The 22,150-nt window shown below is 42.9% G+C and carries 22 protein-coding genes, 1 tRNA gene and 1 pseudogene; 10 read left to right on the plus strand and 14 right to left on the minus strand.

All coding sequences use genetic code 11. The features are described 5' to 3' along the window. Nucleotides 1–87: 87 nt before the first annotated feature. A pseudogene (locus tag ACYTXL_RS00460) lies at nt 88–294 on the plus strand (NTP transferase domain-containing protein); the annotation flags it as partial. Between the two features lie 71 nt (nt 295–365). Here the strand turns inward: ACYTXL_RS00460 and ACYTXL_RS00465 are convergent. The 6 genes from ACYTXL_RS00465 to ACYTXL_RS00490 all read right to left on the minus strand — a co-directional run bounded on the left by ACYTXL_RS00465 (nt 366) and on the right by ACYTXL_RS00490 (nt 6,142). Next, entirely contained in the window at nt 366–674 is a 309-nt protein-coding gene (locus ACYTXL_RS00465) for a KGK domain-containing protein (protein WP_461923018.1), read from the minus strand. Nucleotides 675–1,011: 337 nt separating this feature from the next. Continuing rightward, nucleotides 1,012–1,170: a hypothetical protein gene (locus tag ACYTXL_RS00470; protein WP_461923019.1), complete on the minus strand. Its 159-nt coding sequence runs from the start codon at nt 1,168–1,170 to the stop codon at nt 1,012–1,014. Nucleotides 1,171–1,347: 177 nt separating this feature from the next. Next, nucleotides 1,348–2,406 carry a c-type cytochrome biogenesis protein CcsB gene (ccsB, locus tag ACYTXL_RS00475; protein ID WP_461923020.1) on the minus strand — a complete coding sequence of 353 codons (1,059 nt, stop codon included), beginning with the start codon at nt 2,404–2,406 and terminating at the stop codon, nt 1,348–1,350. A 181-nt stretch (nt 2,407–2,587) separates the two neighbouring features. Next, nucleotides 2,588–4,363 carry a DUF3352 domain-containing protein gene (locus tag ACYTXL_RS00480; RefSeq protein ID WP_461923021.1) on the minus strand — a complete coding sequence of 592 codons (1,776 nt, stop codon included), beginning with the start codon at nt 4,361–4,363 and terminating at the stop codon, nt 2,588–2,590. A 779-nt stretch (nt 4,364–5,142) separates the two neighbouring features. Next, complete coding sequence (locus ACYTXL_RS00485; protein ID WP_461923022.1) at nt 5,143–5,772, minus strand: chorismate lyase; 630 nt, start codon at nt 5,770–5,772, stop codon at nt 5,143–5,145. A 289-nt stretch (nt 5,773–6,061) separates the two neighbouring features. Continuing rightward, a tRNA-Leu gene (locus ACYTXL_RS00490) sits at nt 6,062–6,142 on the minus strand. A 418-nt stretch (nt 6,143–6,560) separates the two neighbouring features. On the opposite strand from ACYTXL_RS00490, the gene accC reads away from it, so the two are divergent. Then, entirely contained in the window at nt 6,561–7,904 is a 1,344-nt protein-coding gene (gene accC / locus ACYTXL_RS00495) for an acetyl-CoA carboxylase biotin carboxylase subunit (RefSeq protein WP_461923023.1), read from the plus strand. Nucleotides 7,905–7,980: 76 nt separating this feature from the next. Here the strand turns inward: accC and ACYTXL_RS00500 are convergent, their stop codons facing one another. Further along, the gene (locus ACYTXL_RS00500; RefSeq protein WP_461923024.1) at nt 7,981–8,274 is read right to left on the minus strand and encodes a YggT family protein; all 294 of its coding nucleotides are present in this window, start codon (nt 8,272–8,274) and stop codon (nt 7,981–7,983) included. Between the two features lie 389 nt (nt 8,275–8,663). On the opposite strand from ACYTXL_RS00500, the gene psbX reads away from it, so the two are divergent. From psbX to ACYTXL_RS00515, 3 genes are all read left to right on the plus strand, one after another. Then, nucleotides 8,664–8,783, plus strand: a complete 120-nt coding sequence (gene psbX / locus ACYTXL_RS00505; RefSeq protein WP_292803064.1) for a photosystem II reaction center X protein — start codon at nt 8,664–8,666, stop codon at nt 8,781–8,783. A gap of 245 nt (nt 8,784–9,028) precedes the next feature. Continuing rightward, on the plus strand, nt 9,029–9,943 hold the full coding sequence (locus ACYTXL_RS00510; protein WP_461923025.1) for a Ycf66 family protein: 915 nt from the start codon (nt 9,029–9,031) through the stop codon (nt 9,941–9,943). Nucleotides 9,944–9,990: 47 nt separating this feature from the next. Continuing rightward, nucleotides 9,991–10,551, plus strand: coding sequence for a TolB family protein (locus ACYTXL_RS00515; RefSeq protein ID WP_461923026.1), 561 nt, complete (start codon nt 9,991–9,993; stop codon nt 10,549–10,551). A gap of 195 nt (nt 10,552–10,746) precedes the next feature. Here ACYTXL_RS00515 and ACYTXL_RS00520 read toward each other — a convergent pair whose 3' ends face one another. Further along, complete coding sequence (locus ACYTXL_RS00520; protein ID WP_461923027.1) at nt 10,747–11,127, minus strand: hypothetical protein; 381 nt, start codon at nt 11,125–11,127, stop codon at nt 10,747–10,749. Between the two features lie 260 nt (nt 11,128–11,387). On the opposite strand from ACYTXL_RS00520, the gene ACYTXL_RS00525 reads away from it, so the two are divergent. After that, a complete protein-coding gene (locus ACYTXL_RS00525) occupies nt 11,388–11,912 on the plus strand; it encodes a TolB family protein (RefSeq protein WP_461923034.1) in 525 nt (174 codons plus the stop codon). A gap of 59 nt (nt 11,913–11,971) precedes the next feature. Here ACYTXL_RS00525 and ACYTXL_RS00530 read toward each other — a convergent pair whose 3' ends face one another. Then, nucleotides 11,972–12,973, minus strand: coding sequence for a succinate dehydrogenase/fumarate reductase iron-sulfur subunit (locus ACYTXL_RS00530; protein WP_461923035.1), 1,002 nt, complete (start codon nt 12,971–12,973; stop codon nt 11,972–11,974). 1,457 nt (nt 12,974–14,430) lie between these two features. Here ACYTXL_RS00530 and ACYTXL_RS00535 point away from each other — a divergent pair. The 3 genes from ACYTXL_RS00535 (at nt 14,431) to ACYTXL_RS00545 (ending at nt 16,649) form a co-directional block, all read left to right on the plus strand. Beyond that, a complete protein-coding gene (locus ACYTXL_RS00535) occupies nt 14,431–14,868 on the plus strand; it encodes an AbrB family transcriptional regulator (RefSeq protein WP_292803053.1) in 438 nt (145 codons plus the stop codon). A 184-nt stretch (nt 14,869–15,052) separates the two neighbouring features. Then, nucleotides 15,053–15,922, plus strand: coding sequence for a lysostaphin resistance A-like protein (locus ACYTXL_RS00540; RefSeq protein ID WP_461923028.1), 870 nt, complete (start codon nt 15,053–15,055; stop codon nt 15,920–15,922). Nucleotides 15,923–16,028: 106 nt separating this feature from the next. Continuing rightward, on the plus strand, nt 16,029–16,649 hold the full coding sequence (locus tag ACYTXL_RS00545) for a hypothetical protein (RefSeq protein WP_461923029.1): 621 nt from the start codon (nt 16,029–16,031) through the stop codon (nt 16,647–16,649). Nucleotides 16,650–16,807: 158 nt separating this feature from the next. On the opposite strand, the gene ACYTXL_RS00550 is transcribed toward ACYTXL_RS00545, so the two are convergent. From ACYTXL_RS00550 to ACYTXL_RS00565, 4 genes are all read right to left on the minus strand, one after another. Beyond that, complete coding sequence (locus ACYTXL_RS00550; RefSeq protein WP_461923030.1) at nt 16,808–17,929, minus strand: geranylgeranyl reductase family protein; 1,122 nt, start codon at nt 17,927–17,929, stop codon at nt 16,808–16,810. Between the two features lie 186 nt (nt 17,930–18,115). Then, nucleotides 18,116–18,664, minus strand: coding sequence for a ribosome recycling factor (gene frr / locus ACYTXL_RS00555; protein ID WP_334909863.1), 549 nt, complete (start codon nt 18,662–18,664; stop codon nt 18,116–18,118). Beyond that, a complete protein-coding gene (pyrH, locus tag ACYTXL_RS00560; protein ID WP_292803035.1) occupies nt 18,651–19,379 on the minus strand; it encodes a UMP kinase in 729 nt (242 codons plus the stop codon). The genes frr and pyrH overlap by 14 nt, the downstream gene beginning before the upstream one ends. A 71-nt stretch (nt 19,380–19,450) precedes the next feature. Further along, nucleotides 19,451–20,005 (minus strand): thioredoxin family protein, encoded by a 555-nt coding sequence (locus ACYTXL_RS00565; protein ID WP_461923031.1) that lies wholly within the window; start codon nt 20,003–20,005, stop codon nt 19,451–19,453. A gap of 524 nt (nt 20,006–20,529) precedes the next feature. Here ACYTXL_RS00565 and ACYTXL_RS00570 point away from each other — a divergent pair. Further along, on the plus strand, nt 20,530–21,429 hold the full coding sequence (locus ACYTXL_RS00570; protein WP_461923032.1) for an alpha/beta fold hydrolase: 900 nt from the start codon (nt 20,530–20,532) through the stop codon (nt 21,427–21,429). A 153-nt stretch (nt 21,430–21,582) separates the two neighbouring features. Here ACYTXL_RS00570 and ACYTXL_RS00575 read toward each other — a convergent pair whose 3' ends face one another. Then, nucleotides 21,583–22,056 (minus strand): pentapeptide repeat-containing protein, encoded by a 474-nt coding sequence (locus tag ACYTXL_RS00575; RefSeq protein WP_461923033.1) that lies wholly within the window; start codon nt 22,054–22,056, stop codon nt 21,583–21,585. Nucleotides 22,057–22,150 lie beyond the last annotated feature (94 nt).

Genomic DNA, 22,150 nt, shown 5'->3' on the forward strand with positions numbered 1-22,150 from the left:
GTTTGTGTTAATTGGCGCTTTCGTATAGATGATGCGAGAATTAAACTTTCACGAATCTATCCAACCCATCAAAACTAATGACATGAACTACTAGCTTGCGATTTGCCGAGGTTGCGGGTTGAGGTGTTGCAAGATTGGGTAACTAAACTTGATCGTGTGGGAGATGATCCGATCGCAGCTTTAGCTGATCATCCCAAAGGCTGGGAACCTCTATGTGGGTTCTATCGCCGTCGCTGTTTGCCACAACTCTTAGAGTTTATCAACCAAGGGGGGCGATCGTTTCAACAATGGCTTCTCGTTCTCATGTAGAACATGGGAACGAGGAAAGCTTATCAAACTGGGTTTTTACGAATGCTCATTGAATATTAATTTTCCACTTGTTTGAGTTTTTGAAAAATTTCATCAAGTGGTGATTCAGATTCATCAGGACAAAATTCTAAAGCAAGTCTAACTTTTCCTTTTTTCCATCCCTGAGTACTAAACTGCAAAACTTCACAATTTAATCCTTGGGTATACAAATTTACTTCATCTGCCTCATCTGCTCCAATATATTCCTTAATTGCTGTAATTAAATCACGGACTTTAAAAGTTTTAGCAATATTTAACTTATTAAAAGTGTCTGGTTCGATAGAGACAACTTCATCATGATTTAGTCGCTCAAATGCATCTTCCATAAAAATATCCTGTGACTAAATCTATACTTTCCACAGATTTAGCAGTTCATCCGAAATAAAATGATGATTTTATAGATTTAATGCTGCTCAATATAAAGTTAATTTTAGGACTTACGCAAAACTACACGCGGTAGGATTTGAGTAGCTGCTGCTTGTACAGGAGTCATTCTGGATAATCCTCAAAAATGCAAATTAGGGACTTCCAAATAAAAAAATATCCAAAAATTTCTTGTGGTGCGGGCATCTTGCCCGCTAATCACCAAGGACGGGCAAGATGCCCATTCCACAAGATGGAATAATTTATTTTTTGGAGTTCCCTTATCGGAAAGGGTTCAACCTAGGTATTGATAATTTTGACCAATCGCTTACCTTTACGTCTAGCAAGCGCAAAACAATTAAGTTCGGTTGCTGCTGATGACCATTGTCTAGTTTCAGCTACTGCGTCCCACTCATTTTGTGACCGATCAAAGTCATCTGGTTGGTTTTCTTCTGTCATCTTCCTTAGGATGATTATGACGTTGCTAAATGATCGTATGAAAACCTCTCATGCAAAGACGCAAAGTAAATCAAGATATTTACGTATCTTTATATGAGATTAAAAACAAGAATTCATGCTCGAATCAAGCAACGCCCTGATTATTTTTGGGTTAGGACGATTCTCCAAATAGATGAGTTAAAAAAACCAACCGTAAGAATGCAAACCTTTACCCAACAGATTCACACCTAGATAGCAAACCCAAACGACAACAAAGCCGGTGGCGGCTAAAATTGCGGGACTGCGCCCTTGCCAACCGCGAGTGATCCGGGCGTGGAGGTAGGCGGCAAACACTAACCAAGTGATTAATGCCCAAGTTTCTTTAGGGTCCCAACTCCAGTAGGAACCCCAAGCTTCGTTAGCCCAAACACCACCGGCAATGATCCCAATTGTCAACAGGGGAAATCCTAATCCGATGATGCGATAGCTGATATTGTCGAGGGTTTCGGCAAGGCTAAGGCGCTGGGGTGAAAGAGGTTCGGCTGATGCTATTTGAGGATCAGAAGTAGATACTAAATTCAAAACAGCGATGTTAGAGTTACCGTTGCCGTTGCTACTACTTTCAAAACGAGCAAAGCCGTTATTTTCCACAAAAGGGGCTGGTGATTGAGAAATTAACTCAGATGCTTTGTGCAAGCGGTAGCCGTTGCTGCGATAGCCACCAGTACCTACAGAACTACCTTGTAGTTGGATGTTTTGACCGCGAGTGACAACTAAAAAAGCGATCGCTAATAACGAACCCACCATCAAAGCCGAATAACTCAACATCATCACACTGACATGCATCATCAGCCAATTTGACTTCAAGGCAGGTACTAGGGGTTCTGACGTTTGCATCTGGGATGGTAATGTCAAGGTAGCAAAAGCAGCGATCAACATTGCCACTGGAGCTGTAACAACTCCTACTAAGCGGCTACGGCTACTATTTTCGGCAATTAGATGGACGGTAGTAATTCCCCAAGTTAAGAAAAACAGAGATTCATAGAGATTACTTAAGGGAAAATAACCAGCTTCTATCCATCGTGCGCCTAATAGAGTCGCCATACACAAATTAGCGATCACTATCCCAGCTGTCCCCAAAGCGGCTAGATAAGGCAGATTCGGAAAAGCCGCTCCTCCCCAATACACCAGCATTGTCAGGAATAATATGGCAAAAGAGGCATTGTCCAGCCAGTTTTGGAGTACAACCAGATTCATAAAATGTTCTCTCCGTGGATAATTTAAAATATCGATTCTGACTATTTTGATCCTATATGCTTACAGGGTCATGAAACTGGGAAATAGGGAATGGGGCATGGGGCATGGGGCATGGGGCATGGGGCATTGGGCATTGGGCATTGGTTATTTCTCCCTCATCTCCCTCATCTCCCTCATCTCCCTATCTAGTAGAATTGCTCTTATTGATTTTTGGACTAGGCAAAACAGTCGAGTTCGTAACTTTTTTTAGTCCGATAAAAATGTCGTAGATGTTACTGCGATTGTCGCTGACAGCAGATGTCATCCCAATTAAGCGCGTTGCATCTAGCAAAGTTTGTTGATTGGTGGTGAGAATTGTTGGGGGAAGATTTTTCACAGTTCGTTCCACATCCAGGAAAAATTGACCATTTGTAGGATTTGGTTCTGTAGGAACTGTTTGTTGGAAGGGAAGAGTGCTAGCTAGTGTATTGTTGGGTTTGGGAACAATTTTATCACTGATGGGAGCACCCACTACAAGAAAAGCGACATCTCCATCTAACCAGCCGTGGGTGGCCGTTAACGTACCATAAGGTGAAACCCAGTTAACAACGGGTTGACCTGCGACTTTTGCCGGTTGCACTTGGAACTGGTATTGATTTCTCATCACATCATCAAGCTGTTTTAAGGATGTTTCAGCTGATTGGCGTAGGCTTTGCCCATCCTTGGTATCACTTGCCTGTACCATGAACACTAAACCCGCACGAAAATCATCTGGTGAACCTTGTTTTGGAGTAGTCGGAATTACTGATAAGGAAAATTCGCCTTTCATCCAACTGAGCAAATCTTTATCTAAATCGAGATTGGTAAAAGATTTTATACTACCTCTGATCTGTTCTGGTGCGATCGGCGAGAGGGGATTTCCCTGAGATGTTAAAACATAATCTCCCCACAACCTCTGTAAGTTACCCCCAGATAACATCATTAAGGTTTCTGCTGGTAGGCGGCTTTGCATTTCCCCAGCTTTGTTTTCCACCGTCAGCACACGTTGACTATTAGGGTTTAGCCAAGAAACGCCCTTGAAGCGGATTCCTTCTGGCTCTAAAGTCATTGTCCCCGCTAAACCTTGGTTATTTTGCAGTTGAGCTAAAACTTGAGCAGGTAAGGGGCGGTTTGGAGAAGCTGCGGCGATTTTGGCTGCTGTTGGCACATTTACGTAAAACTGGGCAAAGGGTTGGTAATTGCCAATTTTCTGAAAATTCTCAGCAAAGCCCCCTGTTGTGGCTAGGGATGTTTTATTTTTGTAGGCATCGATCGCTCGTTCTGTGGTTTTGGGACTATCAGTTATGACTAAAAAACGCCCATCTAGTAATGCTGCGGAGAAGTTTTCTCCTGCTTGTGCCTGATTTTGTTTGATGGCGATCCCTTCATAAGTCCGGTCAATCCATTTGCCTTGTTTAAGGGTTTTGGGTTGTGCCAAAATGCTTTTGGCGATTTCTGGGTTTTTCACTGGCAATACCATTACCATCGACTGCTGATCACTGGCAGCATCTCCATTGGTGGTAACTGGTTTGGGTGAAGGTTTACTCGCTGTGTCTGGGGCAAGAAATGCGATCGTGATGTCATTCCCTACCCAAGGAGCGATATCTTTCTGGAAGTCGTAACCATTATTAGTCAGAAAGCGATCGCGCAATTCTACTAAATTTTTGTCCAGTTCTGTTTGGGTTTCTCTTGTCCCAAACTGCCGCAATTGCTGCCATTGCTGGGGATCTGTTGTCAGAGAAACCGCAAACAGGGCATCACCAGGAATCATATTTGCACCTACTAGCAAATCGCTCCAATATGGTTGTCTTTGGCTTAACAACCAGTATGCTATACTTCCCCCACCAATCAATAACCCAGCCGCCGATAGCGTCAACACCAAAGACGGTTTTTTATTTTTATCTTTCTTCATCGGAACAGACACAAGAGGCGGTGCCATTGAAACCTATACCTCATACTTGCAAACTCATTACTTGTTTGATTGGTTAAGTTAACCAAAAAGTTTCTCGTTATCTAGGGCAGTTAACTGCATAAATTTCTCCATCCTAGACATTGATGATATTTCCGCAATCAACCTTCCCGACTGTTTCAAAACCGCTGCTTTAGTAGTTAGTTATCTTTTTTAACACGCTTTGTTGAATTTCGCTGGACGCTTCCTTTGGACGGTTGCCTCTGCAGAAATTCTTCGAGAGTTAAATCCGTCATTTCAAGCACTTTGAGGATATAACTAACTTGGGCATTGCTGCAAGTCATCAGCAACCCACACTACCTTCTATTTACAGAACTTACATCTGTTCTATTGACTTTATCTAACCTATAACAATTCAGTATCCGGGATTTCGCATGGATTACCAATCTTACAAATCAGATATGTTGCTGAATTATAATTTTTCGGAATTTGTATCATTTTGATGCCAAACAGTTGTTGTTTTTGCTGAGGATGAAGTGCTAATTTTTTTAATTAAAAATTAATTGAATTTTGAATTAGAGCGTACTTTTTCAAAGAAGCACGCGGGAGCATCTCAGTGAAAGCAAATATACCAGATGAGAAACAATATTCTTGCTCCCTCTCCGAACCCACGGAGAGGGTTGGGGTGAGGTTTTACAAGGCTTTTTACACTCATTGAGATGCTCCCGAAGCAGGCTATTGCAGCGTCTGGTACATAAGCGGTACTACGCTGGTGCTGGATAAGAACACGTTTGAATTTTTCAATGGTATTATGCCTCAGCGTTAACAGCACTCAGCTGCATAGATCCCAAATATTTGGTTAAATAAGGCGAAAAAACTTCATAAATTAAAGTTAGTGGCTGTCCATGATGCCAAAACAAGTAGTGGCGACCCCAAAAAGGCCCAGTTACATCAAAACCAGACTCTAGCGCCGATGAGTCACCGTAGTAAATTCCTCGAACATCCCGATACAACTCTGTGCGAAGACGAGCTAAACTCGCCCAAATTGGTAATGAACGATTTTGCAAATACTCATCTATATGACTGGCTTCCCACCAGGAAGTAGCATAGGCTAATCGCTGACCGGAAGCGGTACGCAGCCACACTTGTCGCCGTAGTCGCGGACTTGGGACAGCTTGGATTAACTCAGGAGCATCATCTAAGTCCATGCCAATCAATGACATATCAATCACATCTACTTCTATAGGCTCACCTGTGAGCAATTCTAAATGACGTGTTGGCGAGCCGTCACCCAAAAGCATTATCTGCCAAGCAGGTGCTAGCTGAGTGTGAGGTAAACTTTGTTGAATTATTTCCTCCCCTCCTTGCCAAATCGGAGTGAGGCGATGCCAAGCTCCTGGCAGTGTTAAGTTGTTTGTCGCCGTAAAAGTAATAGTCAATGCTTTTTACAAAACTTCACCTATTTCTATAAAAGCATAAAAAAGTAGAACTTTGGCAAGGCAACAATGCTTGGTGGGGAGTAGGGAAAGGTTTTTTCCTTTTGTCAAATTTTTTAGGTACATAATTAGCACTTCAATGCTTCAGATCAGGACTAAAGTCCTTACTACAAAATTATTTACCAAGCATTGTTGCTTTGAGGGGGTACTAAAAGTAGGTTCAGATTTAAGGGTCAATAGTCTGAGGTTTTTTGACCCTTGACTATTGACCCTATGACTAGACAAGCAAAAATGCGGATGGCGAGACTCGAACTCGCAAGGCAAAGCCACACGCACCTCAAGCGTGCGCGTATACCAATTCCGCCACATCCGCATGGTTTATCTAAAGATAGACTATAGCATAAGAAAATAATTATAGTAAGGTGATATCTAAATTCAGTTGCTCAAAAATATAAATTTTCTCAAGGCGGTATCAGACTGACAGAAATCTAGCAGCTGCACAAGTGATATTAAAAAGGGTAGAGCTAGTGTGTTTGACAGGGTGTGATGGCTTTTGGGATGTCTACGACGGGCTACGCCGGAGCAAAAGCCCAGTTTGGTAAGCTAGCTAAGACTTACAGCAGCAATGTTGTTAGTGTAGTAAGACTGTAGAGGCAGCAACCTGCAATCTTGCGTTTTCTTAGAATCAGGGTGGCGAATCTCCTGTGATAATTTTAAATAGTGCGAAAGCCTCGTTTCAAGTTGGATCAGAGAAAATGTCAATCTACTGGTAATGATATCGAAGCTAAAAAATGAAGTTTGACAAAATATTAATTGCCAATCGAGGAGAAATCGCTCTTCGCATTCTCCGCGCCTGTGAAGAAATGGGAATTGCGACAGTTGCGGTTCACTCCACCGTTGACCGTAATGCTCTCCACGTCCAACTTGCTGATGAAGCGGTTTGCATTGGCGAACCTGCTAGCAGCAAAAGTTATTTGAATATTCCCAATATTATTGCTGCTGCACTGACGCGCAATGCTACTGCTATTCATCCAGGCTATGGCTTTTTGGCAGAAAATGCCAGGTTTGCGGAAATCTGTGCTGACCATCATATTGCTTTTATCGGCCCAACTCCAGAAGCTATCAGGCGGATGGGAGATAAATCCACTGCCAAAGAAACCATGCAAAAAGCTGGAGTCCCGACGGTACCAGGTAGTGAGGGGTTAGTAGAATCCGAGGAAGAAGGATTAAGATTCGCTAAGGATATCGGCTATCCTGTGATGATCAAAGCTACAGCCGGTGGTGGTGGACGCGGTATGCGCCTAGTTCGTTCTGAAGACGAATTTGTGAAACTTTTCCTCGCGGCCCAAGGGGAAGCAGGAGCAGCTTTTGGTAATTCTGGTGTTTACATAGAAAAATTTATTGAACGTCCCCGCCACATCGAATTTCAAATTTTGGCGGATAACTACGGTAATGTTATCCATTTGGGCGAACGGGATTGTTCAATTCAGCGCCGGAATCAAAAGCTACTAGAAGAAGCACCAAGTCCGGCTCTCGACCAAGACCTACGTGAGAAAATGGGACAAGCTGCTGTCAAAGCTGCCCAATTCATTAATTACACTGGGGCGGGTACTATCGAGTTTCTTTTGGATCGATCGGGTAAATTCTACTTTATGGAAATGAACACCCGGATTCAAGTAGAACATCCTGTAACAGAGATGATTACTGGGATAGACTTAGTTGCCGAACAAATTCGGATTGCCCAAGGGGAAAGACTTAGGCTTACCCAAGATGAAGTAGTCTTGCGGGGTCATGCGATCGAATGTCGGATCAACGCTGAAGACCCCGATCATGACTTTCGCCCTTCTCCTGGACGCATTAGCGGCTATCTTCCCCCTGGTGGCCCTGGTGTGCGGATTGATTCTCACGTTTACACAGATTACCAAATCCCTCCTTACTACGATTCCTTGATCGGCAAGTTAATTGTTTGGGGGCCAGACAGACCCACTGCTATTAACCGCATGAAACGCGCACTCCGGGAATGTGCCATCACTGGACTACCCACCACTATTGGATTTCATCAAAAAATTATGGAGAATCCACAGTTTTTGCAGGGTAATGTCTATACAAATTTTGTGCAGGAAATGAACGGTTAAGGGAGTGGGGAGTGGGCGAAGATGAGGAAGATGGGGTGCAACTAATGCCCACTGCCCACTGCCCCATGCCCCATCCCTAATTCACACGAGATAGCATAGTCAGCAATCCTTGCTGACCTAGCAGGATTTCTCGCAGCAGGCTGAAGATGCCAACCCAAATAATAGGTGTAATGTCTACTCCGCCTATAGGTTGCACCACCTTTCGCAAGGGTATTAAAAATGGCTCAGTAGGCCAAGCGATTAAATTAAAGGGCAAACGATTCACATCCACTTGCGGATACCAAGTGAGAATGATCCGGAATATAAATAAAAGTGTCATCAGCCCTAACACAAGGCCGAGAATCCAAGCAGTCAGGTCAGCACCAGTCATTGGTTTAAGCTACTATCTGTGAAGAAAGAAAGAAAAACTTAGGCAACAGCAAGACCTTCTCCTGTGGGAGACGCTACGCGAATGGGTGACGCTCCGGCGTCGCTAACGCTGGCTTACTGGGCTTTGCTCCGGCGTAGCCCGCACTTCGGCAAGCTCAGTGACCATCGTAGACACGCCAGAAAATTTTAAGCTTTGTAAAGCACTCTCATGATCATTTTAACCAAATGCTGTCACTTCCTTCCGAAATCGAAAAGCAAACTCGCTCACGCGGTTAACTCAACAATCGGTGAAAGCAGTTCCCAAGTTTGGCAGTTCAGAGTTAGAGGCTTCTCAAGAAAGTAATACACTATTAAAATTAGGATGAAGTGTGTAAAAAAAGGTTTAGAAGTATGACGCCTTCTTTAGCAAATTTTCTTTGGAGTCTGCTTTGGGGTAGTGCAATTGTTGTAGTACCTGTTACAGTTGGTCTAATTTTCATTAGCCAGAAAGATAAAATTCAGCGTTCATAATGCTTATGAGAGTTAATTCGACTCTTATAACCGATTGTCTGTCAGCTATTTATAATTACACCAAAAGCAGCAGTATTTGCCGCTAGGAGCAGTTGTAGCTGACAGACATAGGTTTTTTTACTTTTCGGTGAACAGCTTCAGAGCTTCTTTGCCAGAGGCTCTGAAGCTTTAATATATCGTGACTAAATAGAGTAGTGATTTTAATTGTGACTCGCTAACATAGATTTGATATTGGGAAAACAGCAATGATAAATTTTGGGCTGAACTCAGCCAGTTTTCTGGCTCAGGTTAATTTTGGGGCAAACTCAGCCAGTATTCTAGGAATTTTCCTGGCTGTGGCTGGGGCAGCACTGTATTTTCTCCGCACTGTGCGTCCAGAATTGTCACGGGATCAAGATATCTTTTTTGCGGCAGTCGGCTTGCTCTGCGGCTTCATTCTTGTCTTTCAAGGATGGCGGCTAGACCCGATTTTACAATTTGGTCAACTGCTTTTAGTCGGCACAACTGTGTTTTTTGCAGTTGAAAGTATTCGCCTACGGAGTATAGCTACCCAGCAAGCAAAGCGCAACACTCCGATTGTGGACGAAGACCGACCCGTTAGCGATCGCTATGAGTACAATAATCGCAGAAAGTATGAAGCTGAAATGGATGCGGACTTAGATCCACTGCCTTATGAAGAAGAGGAGCGCCCTGTGCGTCCTCGGATTCGGGGTAGTAGGGATGAGATTTCAACTCGTGATGACTACTACCAGGAGCAATCCCCCCGTCGTTCAGAACGCCGCAACAGCAGCAGTAGTGAAAAACAGGCTCCAGCTGATAAAACACGTCGGCGGACTTCTGGGCGTCCGGTGAATCGGCCTTCTGAAAGCTCTGAAGAAGAAAATTGGGGTTCTTCATCTAGACAAGTTGATGATTGGGAAAGTTCGGGTGGGGAAGTCAGAAAACCTTCTCGTCGCAGTAATAACCAGTCCCAGCTTCCCGAAAGTCGAGAAGATGATGTTGCTCCCAGACCAAGAAGGCGTCGTCCACCCACTGACTCAACTCCTCGAAGATCGCGCGAAGATGATGAGGCGATCCCAACTGATTATGTACCATATAACCCGATTGAAAAGCCAAATGAGGGGCTAAATAATTCGACCGATTTTGATGACGATGTTTAAAACAGTTGGCATGGAAGTAGATTTAGAGGCGACGGAAAACAGTTGAGGTGGAAAAATTTACGGCGACATTTTGGCTCCAAAGACCAATTCATTGGAGCCTGGTTTTTGGTTTAACAAGTTTGCTTATATCTTGTGGTTCTAATGATATTCCCATAGGGCCTACTTCCCTCAACAGTCGCTACACCGAGGAGCAACCTGCTTTGAGCGGTAATGGGCGCTTTTTAGCGTTTGTATCTAATCGGAATGGTAATCAGCAGCTACTAGTGTACGATTTGGAGAGGCAACTGTTTGTTAGCACACCGGGGATAAACCGACAAGAGACAATTGCCGAAAGTCCTAGCTTGAGCTACACAGGGCGTTACATTTCTTATCTTACTAGCGACCAAGGTAGACCAGTGGTGGCGCTTTACGATCGCGCTACTCAACAGTCGCAAATCGTCACACCAACCTATCGCGGCTGGGTGAGAAAACCAAATATCAGCCCAGATGGACGTTATGTTGTTTTTGAAACCGCTAGCCGTGGTCAGTGGGATATTGAAGTCCTAGACCGGGGGCCAAATATTGAGTTAGATATTCCTAATGGTGCAACTGTGGGTTCACCTCCGTAGGAAAAAGTTAGGAGTTAGGAGTTAGGAGTTAAGAGTTTGGAGAGACGCATCCAAACAAACAGCGATCGCACTCAACCACCAAAAACAAAACCCCACAGCTTATGACGCGCTACGGGGTGAGAATTGGGATAACGGGGGAATGGGGCGATTGATTGGGTGTAAGGGGAATGGCACTAATAAAACATGAAACTCTTTCTACTTAGAGCCGAAAAAACTATATTCTCCAGGCTGGTCATAGTCAGTAAATAGGCCGCCTATCCTAAGTGTACTTGCATTCTGGGAAATATTAGCACTGTAAACTTGAAAGTGATAACTAGACTGTCGTATAAAATTGATGCGACCACTGAAGGGACAGTAAAAACCTGTTAAAGAATCGCCAAATATACTGCCTGATATTTTTCTACAGTTGCCTGTTGTAGCTTGATTTGTAATACTCAGAGTCCCAGTAGCATTATTAGCATTCACACTCCAGTTTCCTACCACACTGGTTGGCCAACCATCTGCAAAAGCTGCTTGAGAAAACACGATAGGACTCAAGCCTATCAAACCCAATAATAAAGCAGGAATTAGTTTCATAAAAATTATCTCCAAAAATTAAGTCAAAATTTTATAGTTTTATAGACATAATATTATATGCGGTAAACTACTTATAATTAAGTTTTGAAAAGCCTACTAAATATAGTATTTTAACGACTTGAAATCTTTAGATAGTTATATAGTCATTTAATTCTAGTTTCTAGCGATCGCACTCAACCACAAAAACAAAACCCCGCAGCTAGAGACGCGCTACGGGGTATATTTTGGGGTTGTGAGACTATTGACTAATGACTAATTATATGAAAGGTATTTTTTTTATACCTGTATTTTTCTGCTTAAGTTTATTGACTGGGTGTTTTGGCTACCCTCGGATTTTGAGTTATCCCTTTGATCCGGGGGGTCGGAGTCTCAATAGTTTATCGTCGGAGTTAGACCCCGAAATTTCTGGGAGATACATTGTTTTTATTACTGACAGACGCGGTAGCCAAGATGTTTATATGTTTGATACGGTGACTCGTGATTTGGTTGATTTGCCAGGTTTAAACTCCTTTGATGCGATCGCAAATCATCCTAGCGTTTCACAAGATGGTCGTTATATTGTCTTTGGTGCTAGCCGTCAGGGGCGATCGGCTATTTTTCTCTACGATCGGGAAACACGTCAATCACGGAATTTGACTAATAATCTGCAAGCAGAAGTCCGCAACCCGACAATTAGCGCTGATGGGAGTAGGATTGCTTTTGAGTCCAGTAACAATGGGCAGTGGGATATTTTAGTATATGACCGGAATGGACAGCCTTTGAATATACCTCAGGAACCGCGTTGAAGTAGAGTTAGGAGTTAGGAGTTATAAGTTAGGAGTTAAAATTCCTCACTCCTCACTCCTCACTTTTTTTCTACTTCTTGCACAGATTCAATGAGCGATCGCACTTGTTCTGTCCCTTCTGAAGGTTCAAATGACAGGGGAAACTTACCCCGGAGGATCATTCGCAAACCGAGGGGTGCAAGACTGAGTAATCCTTTTAAATCCCGAAAGTAGTTACCGACTACTTGTAAACCAAATTGACGTTCATCAATCCAACCACCTTTTTTAACTAAATCCACCAACACTTTTCGGTGACGAAGTGAACGACTATCGCTAGCTTGTTTGTGGGTGAGAATTTCTTGTTTAATTTTGGTGATTTGTTCTAATGGTGCAACTTCCATTGGACAAACCGAATCGCAGTATAAACAACGGGTACAACCCCATACGCCTTTAGTACCTTGGTTGTAGCTTTCTAAGCGATTTTGGGTGTCGGTATCGCGGGAGTCTGCTACCATCCGGTAAGCTTTGGCAAGGGCATGGGGTCCAACAAAGTCTGGATTAACTTCAAGGGCATTGCATTCAGAGTAACAAGCACCGCACATAATACAGTTGCCAGTTTGATCGAGGCGCGATCGCTCTTGTGGCGTTTGCAAAAACTCTCTTTCTGGTACTTGTCGTGCTGCTGTACTCACATAAGGAGCAACTGCCTCTAGATTGTTCCAGAAGCTGCTCATATCGACAACCAAATCCTTAATTACGGGCATATTGCCGAGAGGGGCGATCGTGATTTCGGCAATGGCATTTACTTTACTTTGAGATGATGCTATTTGTTGTAATCTGGCAAGTTCACTACCAACATTTTCCTTACAAGCTAAAGCCGAACGCCCATTAATTCGCATAGCACAGCTACCACAAATGGTATTGCGGCAATTTTTGCGAAACGCTAAGGTTCCATCTTGCTCCCACTTAATATGATTGAGGCAATCCAGGATTGTATTACCTGCTTGAGCCTCTACAAGGTAGGTTTGCACAACGGGGGAGGAATTTTGTTGCTGTCGAATGACCTTAAAAATAACTTCCATGACCACTAACCAAAATTTTAAAATTGCTTCACCTGCCTTAACAATCATCAGTCAAGGTAGGTCGTTGCGAAAAGTGAGCTATGCTTTTTTTGCCCTTAATTCAAATCCTGGTGTTAATAGGCTGAGGATGAAAGAGCGACTGATTCTAGTTTAAGGATAACCATTAAAAGTTTACTTGTAGCATCGCTGTAGGCAAGATTTGTGTCAACTTCTGAGTGAAAACGCCAAAAATGTAATCGCAGCTTTGGATTGAATTTACCTGTTTGGGAATCTAAAGCAAAGGGTGTTTGCTTAGAAAGGGACTTAGATCTATTTTTGACCTAGCGATCATATCCAAATTAAATGCATCAGGTTAGCAACACCTCTTGATGTCAGCTTGAGTCATGCAGTCATCGCTGGAAAATTCCGCCTTCGCTACCGCTTGACGGAATTTTTTGATTATATAGAAATGTAAAACCACATATTCAATATATAGTAGTGGCAATCAAGCGGTAGGCAGATGTTAAGAGATTTATTCTTACCATAGACAGACGTACAAAATTCTCTGACCGCTTTTGAGCTGACGGTAATAAACCGAGAAAAAATCCTCACCACTTTCAAAGAAAAGTTCTTGCACCAGGAATCCCTAATCCGCGAGACTTTGAGATTTTGGTCTCCTCTCAATCAAGAAAATCTTGGATTTAACTCATTGCTCAAAACTGCTCATCTATATTAGATAAATTTTTCTAAAAGCCAGATGGCAATACTCACGCTTGCAATAAAGGGTTACAAAAATCCCCAAGCTTTAAGTCCAGAAATTTAAATAAAAATTTACCAGCAACTTTAATTCAAAATTAAACAACTATTTTGCTATTATTAGTCCATGCTAGTATTTAATATAAAATTACGAACTGACAAAACCAGAATCAAGAGCCGTATAAGCGCGGCTACTACTGCTTTGTTGATTTGGAATGTAAAGACAAGAGAATTCGCGTCTCTACTGGCAGGACAAAAGGGCAGATGCCTATAGGACTCTATTGAAATACTATGCAGTCCTAAGCTTGAGAGTAAAAGTAGAGAAAACTCTACTTGCTCATTGGCCGGAAGGGCAAGCACTAAAAGTGGAAAACCTGCAATTTTTTGGGACTACGACTTATTTGTAGTAGAACCAACCCAATTTGTTAAGGTAGCTGAAAGTTACACCGCTCCAGTAGCGCCAAAAGAGAAAACAATTTCGTTTCTGATGGCGAATAATGGTTAAAACTGCCGTGAAATCAGCCAAATTAATGTCTGTGGCAACTATGACCTCTAATTTGTTGTGGACAACCATATATAGAAGTGCTTTTGGCTCCTATCAGCAGGAATTCACCCGTTACAGTAGAGTCCTAAGTAGCTCTATGCAAATGCTAAAAAGTCAAATGCTGGCATGAGACTACATCGTTTATCAGTTTGGAGAAAGTAAGGAAAATTTGAGCATAATGACTGAAACCGCAACCGCGCCATTAACCGGAAAAGCACTACTTGGTAAAGTAAAAGAACTTTCCACTTTACCACGCCGAGAAAGAGCTAAACAGTGTGGCTATTACACTGTTACTAAGAATAACCAGGTTCGTGTCAATCTCACGGATTTTTATGACGCTTTGCTATCGGCTAGAGGAATTCCTCTAAGTCCAGAAGCACCTAAAGATGGTCGTGGTCGTGAACCGACATATCGGGTTAGTGTCCATCAAAATGGTCAGATTGTGATTGGTGCCACATATACCAAAGCAATGGGCTTAAAAGCTGGAGATGAGTTTGAAATTAGGCTGGGATACAAGCATATTCACCTGATTCAACTGGGTGAAACCGATAAAAAACTAACCTCACAAGATGTAGACTCCGACGACTCGGACGAAGATTTGGAAGAGGAAGAGTAAATTTGCTGATGGTAGGGATAAGTTTCAGGTGATGATAACTTGTCCTTACCCCGACAGCAAACTAGTAGCTCTATTTAGAGAATTTTGTCCAAGTGGAAAATACGATTAGACCCCTTGCAGGAGTCACCAAATTTAGTAGACTCTTGATTAATCAGCAAGAAATCTATAGTGCAAGAAGTCTATCGTGTTTTTTTTGTTAATTTTGATAACTTTCTTTGAGCCTTCGGTCAATGCCTTACTAGCGTTTATGGAAAATGCACCAGCACTAGTTATAGTGATGGCATTTTTTGTTTTCTGGATAGTTTGCTGGTTGCCGATCGCAACAGTATCAGCAATATTGCTCAATTGGCAACCTCCCAAACCTTTGCAGCCAGAGCAAAAGATGCCGTTATTGTTGTCACTCTACCTATTAGCTCCCCTGATTCTGTGGGGAGTTAGTTGGCTAACCAATAAATCTTTTTCGGATTACGGCTTTGTTGGGAATCTTTCAACTCTTGGTTCTTTAGCACTAGGTTTCGGTTTGGGAGTCGTGAGCCTAGCTATTGTATTTAGTGGAGAATTTGGGTTAGGTTGGTGTTCTTTTGAAAAGACGAATTTCAACTTACTACTACCCATCTTGCTACCGATTTTCTTAATAGCTTTATTAGTCGGTGGGATAGAAGAGTTAGTTTTTCGCGGTTTCCTGTTTACTGAATTAGCGCAGGATTACCCAGTTTGGGTAGCAGCAGTAATTTCTAGCTTGATTTTTGCCTTGCTACATCTGGTTTGGGAGCAACGCGAAACCGCACCCCAACTCCCTGGATTATGGCTGATGGGAATGGTGCTGGTGTTGGCACGCTTTGCTTCTAACGGCAATTTGGGTTTAGCTTGGGGACTACACGCGGGATGGATATGGGCGATCGCTACCATAGATACAGCAGAATTAATTATTTACACTGGTAAAATCTCTGACTGGTTCACAGGTAAGAATAAAAAACCTCTAGCTGGCTTGGCGGGAATTATTTGTGTATTCGGAACTGGAGTGATTATCTGGCTTTTCTCTAGGTATTTTTAATTTCGCGTTCAGGTGCAATATTTGAGAGGCAAGCCTGCTAACGAAGCAATATCTTGCAAAGACGGGGAAGCCATGCACAATTAAGATAGAACTGGAGCAGAAGTCTATGGCATACAGTGATTTTAGTCTCGCTAAAGTAAGAAATGCGTTTGGCTTAACTCTGGAAGAGACACGTAATCTGTTTCTGACTGTAGGGGGTGTCCAGCCATCTGACTTACTGAAGCGGTTGCTGGATGAGAACTTAACTTTAGCAACTGCCATCAACAGCGAAAAAGCCCGTTCTGAGTTCTTAATCGCTCCGATTCTGTCTGAAGTAAGGCGACAGTTAGATTATAAAATCAGCTTATTTTCAGGTACAGAGTTCAATGTTGATCCGGCTCAAGGACTCTCAGGTTTTTGTGACTTTATCCTCAGTGCATCTGGTGAACAGTATTTTATCAGCGCTCCAGTAGTCACTGTTATAGAGGCCAAAAATGAGAATATCATCGGCGGATTGGGGCAATGTGCAGCCACAATGATTGCTGCTCAGATATTTAATCAAAGAGCAGGTAATGAGATTTCAGTCATCTATGGAGCAGTGACAAGTGGAACAGCTTGGAAATTCTTAACTTTAGAACAGAATACTGTTTGTATTGACTCAGTAGAATACCATATTAATTCCGTCGATAAGATTCTAGGAATTATATTGCAGACCTTTAAGAGTTCCTTGTCTAAAACCCTAGTTTAGAGAAATGGTAAGTAGGTAGGCATAAATAAAGTTAAAATAGGGCGGGCAGGACTTCGGCGTGAGCGCTCAGTCGAACGCTGCCCACCCCACAAGAGATGATTAATTTTTGTGGGGTGGGCGTCTCGTCCGCTAGAGATTCGTTACCTAATCCCTAATATTTAACCCCCAAAACCAGGGATTAAACGCTTGAGGGCGCGATCGGCAACGTCGCCATAACGTAGTTCTCCACACATAATCTTACCCATGATTTGGGGAGCAGAGGGGTGCTTAACACCAACTTTGTAGCCAATGTTAGAAAACCGATAGAATGCTCCAGCTAATTTTTGCGCCCAAGCCATTTCATTACCCCACTCTTCATTAATGGTTTCGCTATATTTTTCTAAACCGTTAGTGTCACCAGAAAGTGCTTCATTAATGGTTGCGGCTGCAAGCAAACCGCTAAAAATTGAGGGACGAATACCTTCTGCTGTCATGGGATCAACCACACAAGCAGCTTCCCCAGCCAAAAGCGCATTTTGGGTGTGCAGCTTTTGATTACCATCCCAAATACATAGAGGATGACCGTATTGCTTGCTGGTTTTCAGGTCTAAATTAAAAGATTTGGCATACTCATCTAAAATCTTTTTGAAGTCCTGGGGTTGACGACCAATGAAGGTTCCTACACCTATTGAATAACCATCAGCTTTGGGGAAGTTCCACATATAGCCGTTTTTGACCAAGCCAAACTCAAAATGAATTGTGGGTTTGTTTTCTCTAATGCCAGGAATTTCTGCCTCCAAAGCCCCCGTGAGGATGCGTTTACGTTCTTTAAAGCCTAGCCATTTTGCCATTGGACCTTTGGCACCATCAGCCGCGATTAAATAGCGACCTGTAACTGAACCATTGGCTGTATTAACTTGCCAATAGTCAGTTTGAAACTCAATACCAGTGACTTCAGTATTATCTCGTAGTTCAGCCCCTTGCTTCTGTGCTTGCTGCACTAGGAAATGGTCAAAAATATCTCGTCGCACCATCCAAATCGGTTCTTTTGTGGCGATTTTTGCCTCCACGGGGTCGCCCAATTTCCAGGTAAAGCGCAGGGAGTCGGCTTTCACAGAAATGGCTGGGCTAAAATCAAAGTCAAACCATTGAGCGATCGCTGGAGAGACACCACCGCCACAAGGTTTATATCTTGGTAGGGATTCTTTTTCTAATACTAATACTGAGCGACCTTGCTTGGCTAAATGATATGCAGCTGTTCCACCAGCTGGGCCAGCACCGACGATGATGCAGTCGTACATATGGCTGAATTTTTGCTCCTAAATTAGTTTATTTTTTATTAAGTAGGGGCAATTAATGTAGACGCAAAGCGGCTTCCCGCAGGGTATTGCCCCTACTTGCTCAATTTTTGTTAGATACTTAAGAAATGATAAAGGCTGAAGAATTTATTCATCATCCTTCAGCCTTTATATTTCAGACTTTAGACTTTAAACAGTCGTGATGTCTTTTTCTTTTTCTGCCAGCAATTCATCTATTCTGCCACTGTATTTGTTTGTCAGTTTTTGCAGTTTGTCTTGCTGATCTCGTGCTTCATCTTCAGGAATTTCGGCGTTTTTTTCCTGTTTGCGAATCGCGTCTATGGCATCGCGGCGGATGTTGCGAATAGCAACACGACCCTCTTCAGCATACTTGGATGCCATTTTGACGAATTCTTTACGGCGATCGCTTGTTAAGGGCGGAATGTTCAGCCGAATCACGGAACCGTCATTGCTGGGGGTTAAACCCACATCAGATAAAGAAATCGCTTTTTCGACTATATTTAAACTGCTGCGATCGTAGGGTTGAATTAAGATTGTCGTGGCATCTGGTGTGCTAATGTTTGCCAGTGATTTTAGGGACGTGGGCGAACCGTAATAATCCACCGATACCTTATCTAATAGACTCGCATTGGCGCGACCAGTGCGAATTGTGTTAAAAGCTCGTTGAGTTGCCTCAACAGTCTTTTGCATCGTACTCTCAGCTTCAGCTAATTTCACAAGAACCTCCCACAAGGGTACCGATGGATTCTCCCATGACTGCTCGGTGGATGTTACCTCGCACCGTTAGGTCAAATACTAAAATTGGGATATTATTTTCTTTACACAAGGCGATCGCAGTACTATCCATCACTCGCAAATCTTTGGCTAAAACGTGTGCGTAGGTGAGGCTATTGTAACGCTTGGCATCAGGATAAATATGAGGATCAGCATCATACACTCCGTCTACTTTGGTGGCTTTAAAAATCACCTCCGCATCAATTTCTGCGGCTCTTAATGCCGCAGTAGTGTCTGTAGTAAAAAAGGGATTTCCAGAACCAGCACCAAAAATTACCACCCGTCCTTTTTCAAGATGGCGGATGGCACGACGACGGATATACGGTTCTGCTAATTCTTGCATAGCGATCGCAGTTTGCACCCGCGTCTGTACTCCTATATGTTCTAGCGAATCTTGCAACGTCATGGCATTCATTACCGTGGCAATCATCCCTATGTAGTCAGCTGTTGCCCTGTCCATTCCCGCCGACGCCGCTTTGACACCGCGAAAAATATTGCCACCGCCAACAACGATGGCCATTTGAACGCCAGTGGCGATCACCTCTGCTACCTCTTGTGCTATTCCTTTGACCACTTCTGGATCAATGCCATAGCCCATGTTGCCCATTAAGGCTTCACCGCTCAGTTTGAGTAAAACCCGTCGGTAATTCGTTCCCATGAAGTTCCGCTTTATCAAAAAAGTTGCAATTGCCTCCAATTTAAGATAGCAGTTACAGGGACTATCTATGTCTAATTACGCCAAATCAATGTCGTACCGATTGGTTCTGTTTGTGGTATATCTATTTTTTGACCAAGAAGCAGAGAAGCGATCGCAGTTCTCAAATAATCCTCTCCCAGCGATGATCGGTCTTGAGGATGATCGTCAATTTGACCTTTGTACCGTACTATACCGTTAGTGTCTATTAAAAAGGCCATTGGGGTTTTTGTCGCACCAAAACTGCGGCTTACATCTTGCGTCGAGTCCCATAAATAGGGGAAATTCAAGTCGTGACGCCGGGCAAAAGCTTTCATATTTTCCAAGCTGGGACTAGTGTCGCGATCGCCATTGCTACCATTCACGCCAATTAGTGTAAAGCCTTCTGGGGCAAATTCGGCTTGAATGTTTTTTAACCTGTCTATATACCACTCTACATAAGGACAGTCGTTACACATAGAAATGACACCGACTGCTGGGAACTTCTCAAGATAACGCCTGAGATGGTGTACTTGATCATCAATTCCTGGTATTTCAAAATCTGGTGCGTAACTCCCAACAGGAGTATCAATTGTTTCTACTAGATTCATGTTTTCTGGCTCGCAGAACTAAGAACAAGAAAAATATTGTTAAATTTAGCGTCAGTTTCCAGTTGCAAGCCACCCCTTAGCCGATGCCTCATATTTGACAATTTTATAGACTTGATTGGCTGTCGTAAATTGTGAAACTACTGAATCTAGCACTGATGCTAATTTCCTCACATCTAAAAATAGCAAAAATATTACTCACATTACAGAAGTCATGATTTTTAATACTGACACAATCTAAGTTGTTATAACTTACGCAAAACTAGACGCGCTCAGGGGCAATTCATGTAGCTTTAGCTGACCGCAGGGTATTGCCCCTACCTAAAAATCAAAACTCTCTATATTGGCTAAAACTATCAGCTTGATGCTAGTGTTATAAGCCTAGAAGCTTTTGTGGTATACGTCTAAGTTATCACTAGAGCAAAAGATTTACTTTAAAAATCTGATAAATTTTATTCAAATTCAAAACAATTTTACTTGCGGCTTGCTGCTGAAAGGCTTTTATCCTTGTTTTCATCAAATTTACCATGACAACCTCAAGTTCAAAAACAGCACTTAACTCTACCAAAACCTGGATTTGGCAAGATTTGCCGATCTGCTATCAAACCCAAGGAACTACTGGGCCTGCTGTTGTCCTCGTGCATGGATTTGGCGCTTCTTGGTGGCATTGGCAAAAAAATATTCCTGTATTAGCGGAAAATTGCCGTGTTTATGCGATCGATTTGATTGGTTTTGGCGCTTCCGCAAAACCTCAACCGGGTGAAAAAATTGCCTACACACTAGAAACCTGGGGACAGCAAGTGGCAGATTTTTGCCGCGAAGTAGTGGGTGAGCCAGCTTTTTTAGTTGGAAATTCTATTGGCTGTATTGTAGCCATGCAAGCAGCAGTAAGTAACCCAGATATTGCCTTGGGAGTTGCTTTGCTCAACTGTTCTTTACGGCTGTTGCACGATCGCAAACGGGTAACTTTACCTTGGACTCGTCGTTTCGGAGCGCCTCTACTGCAACGCCTGTTGTCTATTAAACCAGTTGGTGATTTCTTTTTCAATCAACTCGCCAAACCGAAAACGGTGCGGAAAATTCTGCTGCAAGCCTACTCGAATGCTGAGATGGTGACAGATGAGTTGGTAGATATTCTTACTTCACCAGCAAGTGATCCGGGGGCTGGGGCTGTGTTTCTGGCTTTTACTTCTTATTCTACAGGGCCTCTACCAGAAGAACTTTTACCACTGTTACCTTGTCCGGCAATTATCTTGTGGGGAACGGCTGATCCGTGGGAACCAATTAAGTTAGGGAGAGAATTAGCTAACTTTCCGCAAGTAGAAAAGTTTATTCCTTTAGAGGGTGTGGGGCATTGTCCGCAGGATGAAGCGCCGGAGTTAGTCAATCCGATTTTACTCGATTGGATTTTGGAGCGATCGCGGTAATAGACTATTTTGATGCGATCGTTTTCAATGCTGGGGAAAAGCAAACTATTGCTGGTTAGTCTTTATCCAATAGGGAAAAAGATGCTTCCCAAAAGAATCTGAAGCTTTGGTCATAAATGTGCATTCTTGTTAACTGGTTCAGATGAATGTGATTTAATCGTTTCGGATACTACCATCAGTCCAAATAGTGTTCTGATAAATATTACCTTTGAGCCAAGTACACTCGATATTAGCTCCAGTCAGGTTGGTGTTAGTTAAGTTACTGTTGACGATTTCGGCAGATCGCAAATTTGCATTCGTCAGAGCGGCTCCAGTCAGATCAACTCTATACAAACTAGCTCTAACCAAGATAGCTCCACTCAAGTTAGCCCCACTGAGATTAGCTCCATCCAAACAAACCGAATTGAAAACAGTTCTACTCAAATTAGCCCTGCTCAAGTTAAAGTTTTCCATGTAGGAGTCAGACAGATCGAGTCCACTGAATTTGACTCCACTCAGGTCAGGAATCAAACTAACACAGTAAATATCACCACCGATATACAATTCATACTCACTGAAATCTCTAACCCCAGTAGCGTAGAGTTCGAGTATCTCCCCATTCTTAAGCAATGGTTTGCTTACACTCATAGTGTGTTTTTTACTCGATTGGATTTTATCTCAGCAGAATGCTTATATATCAGTGCATTAGACGTAGGTTGGGTGGAGCGGAGCGCAACCCAAC

Source organism: Nostoc sp. (assembly GCF_054880495.1).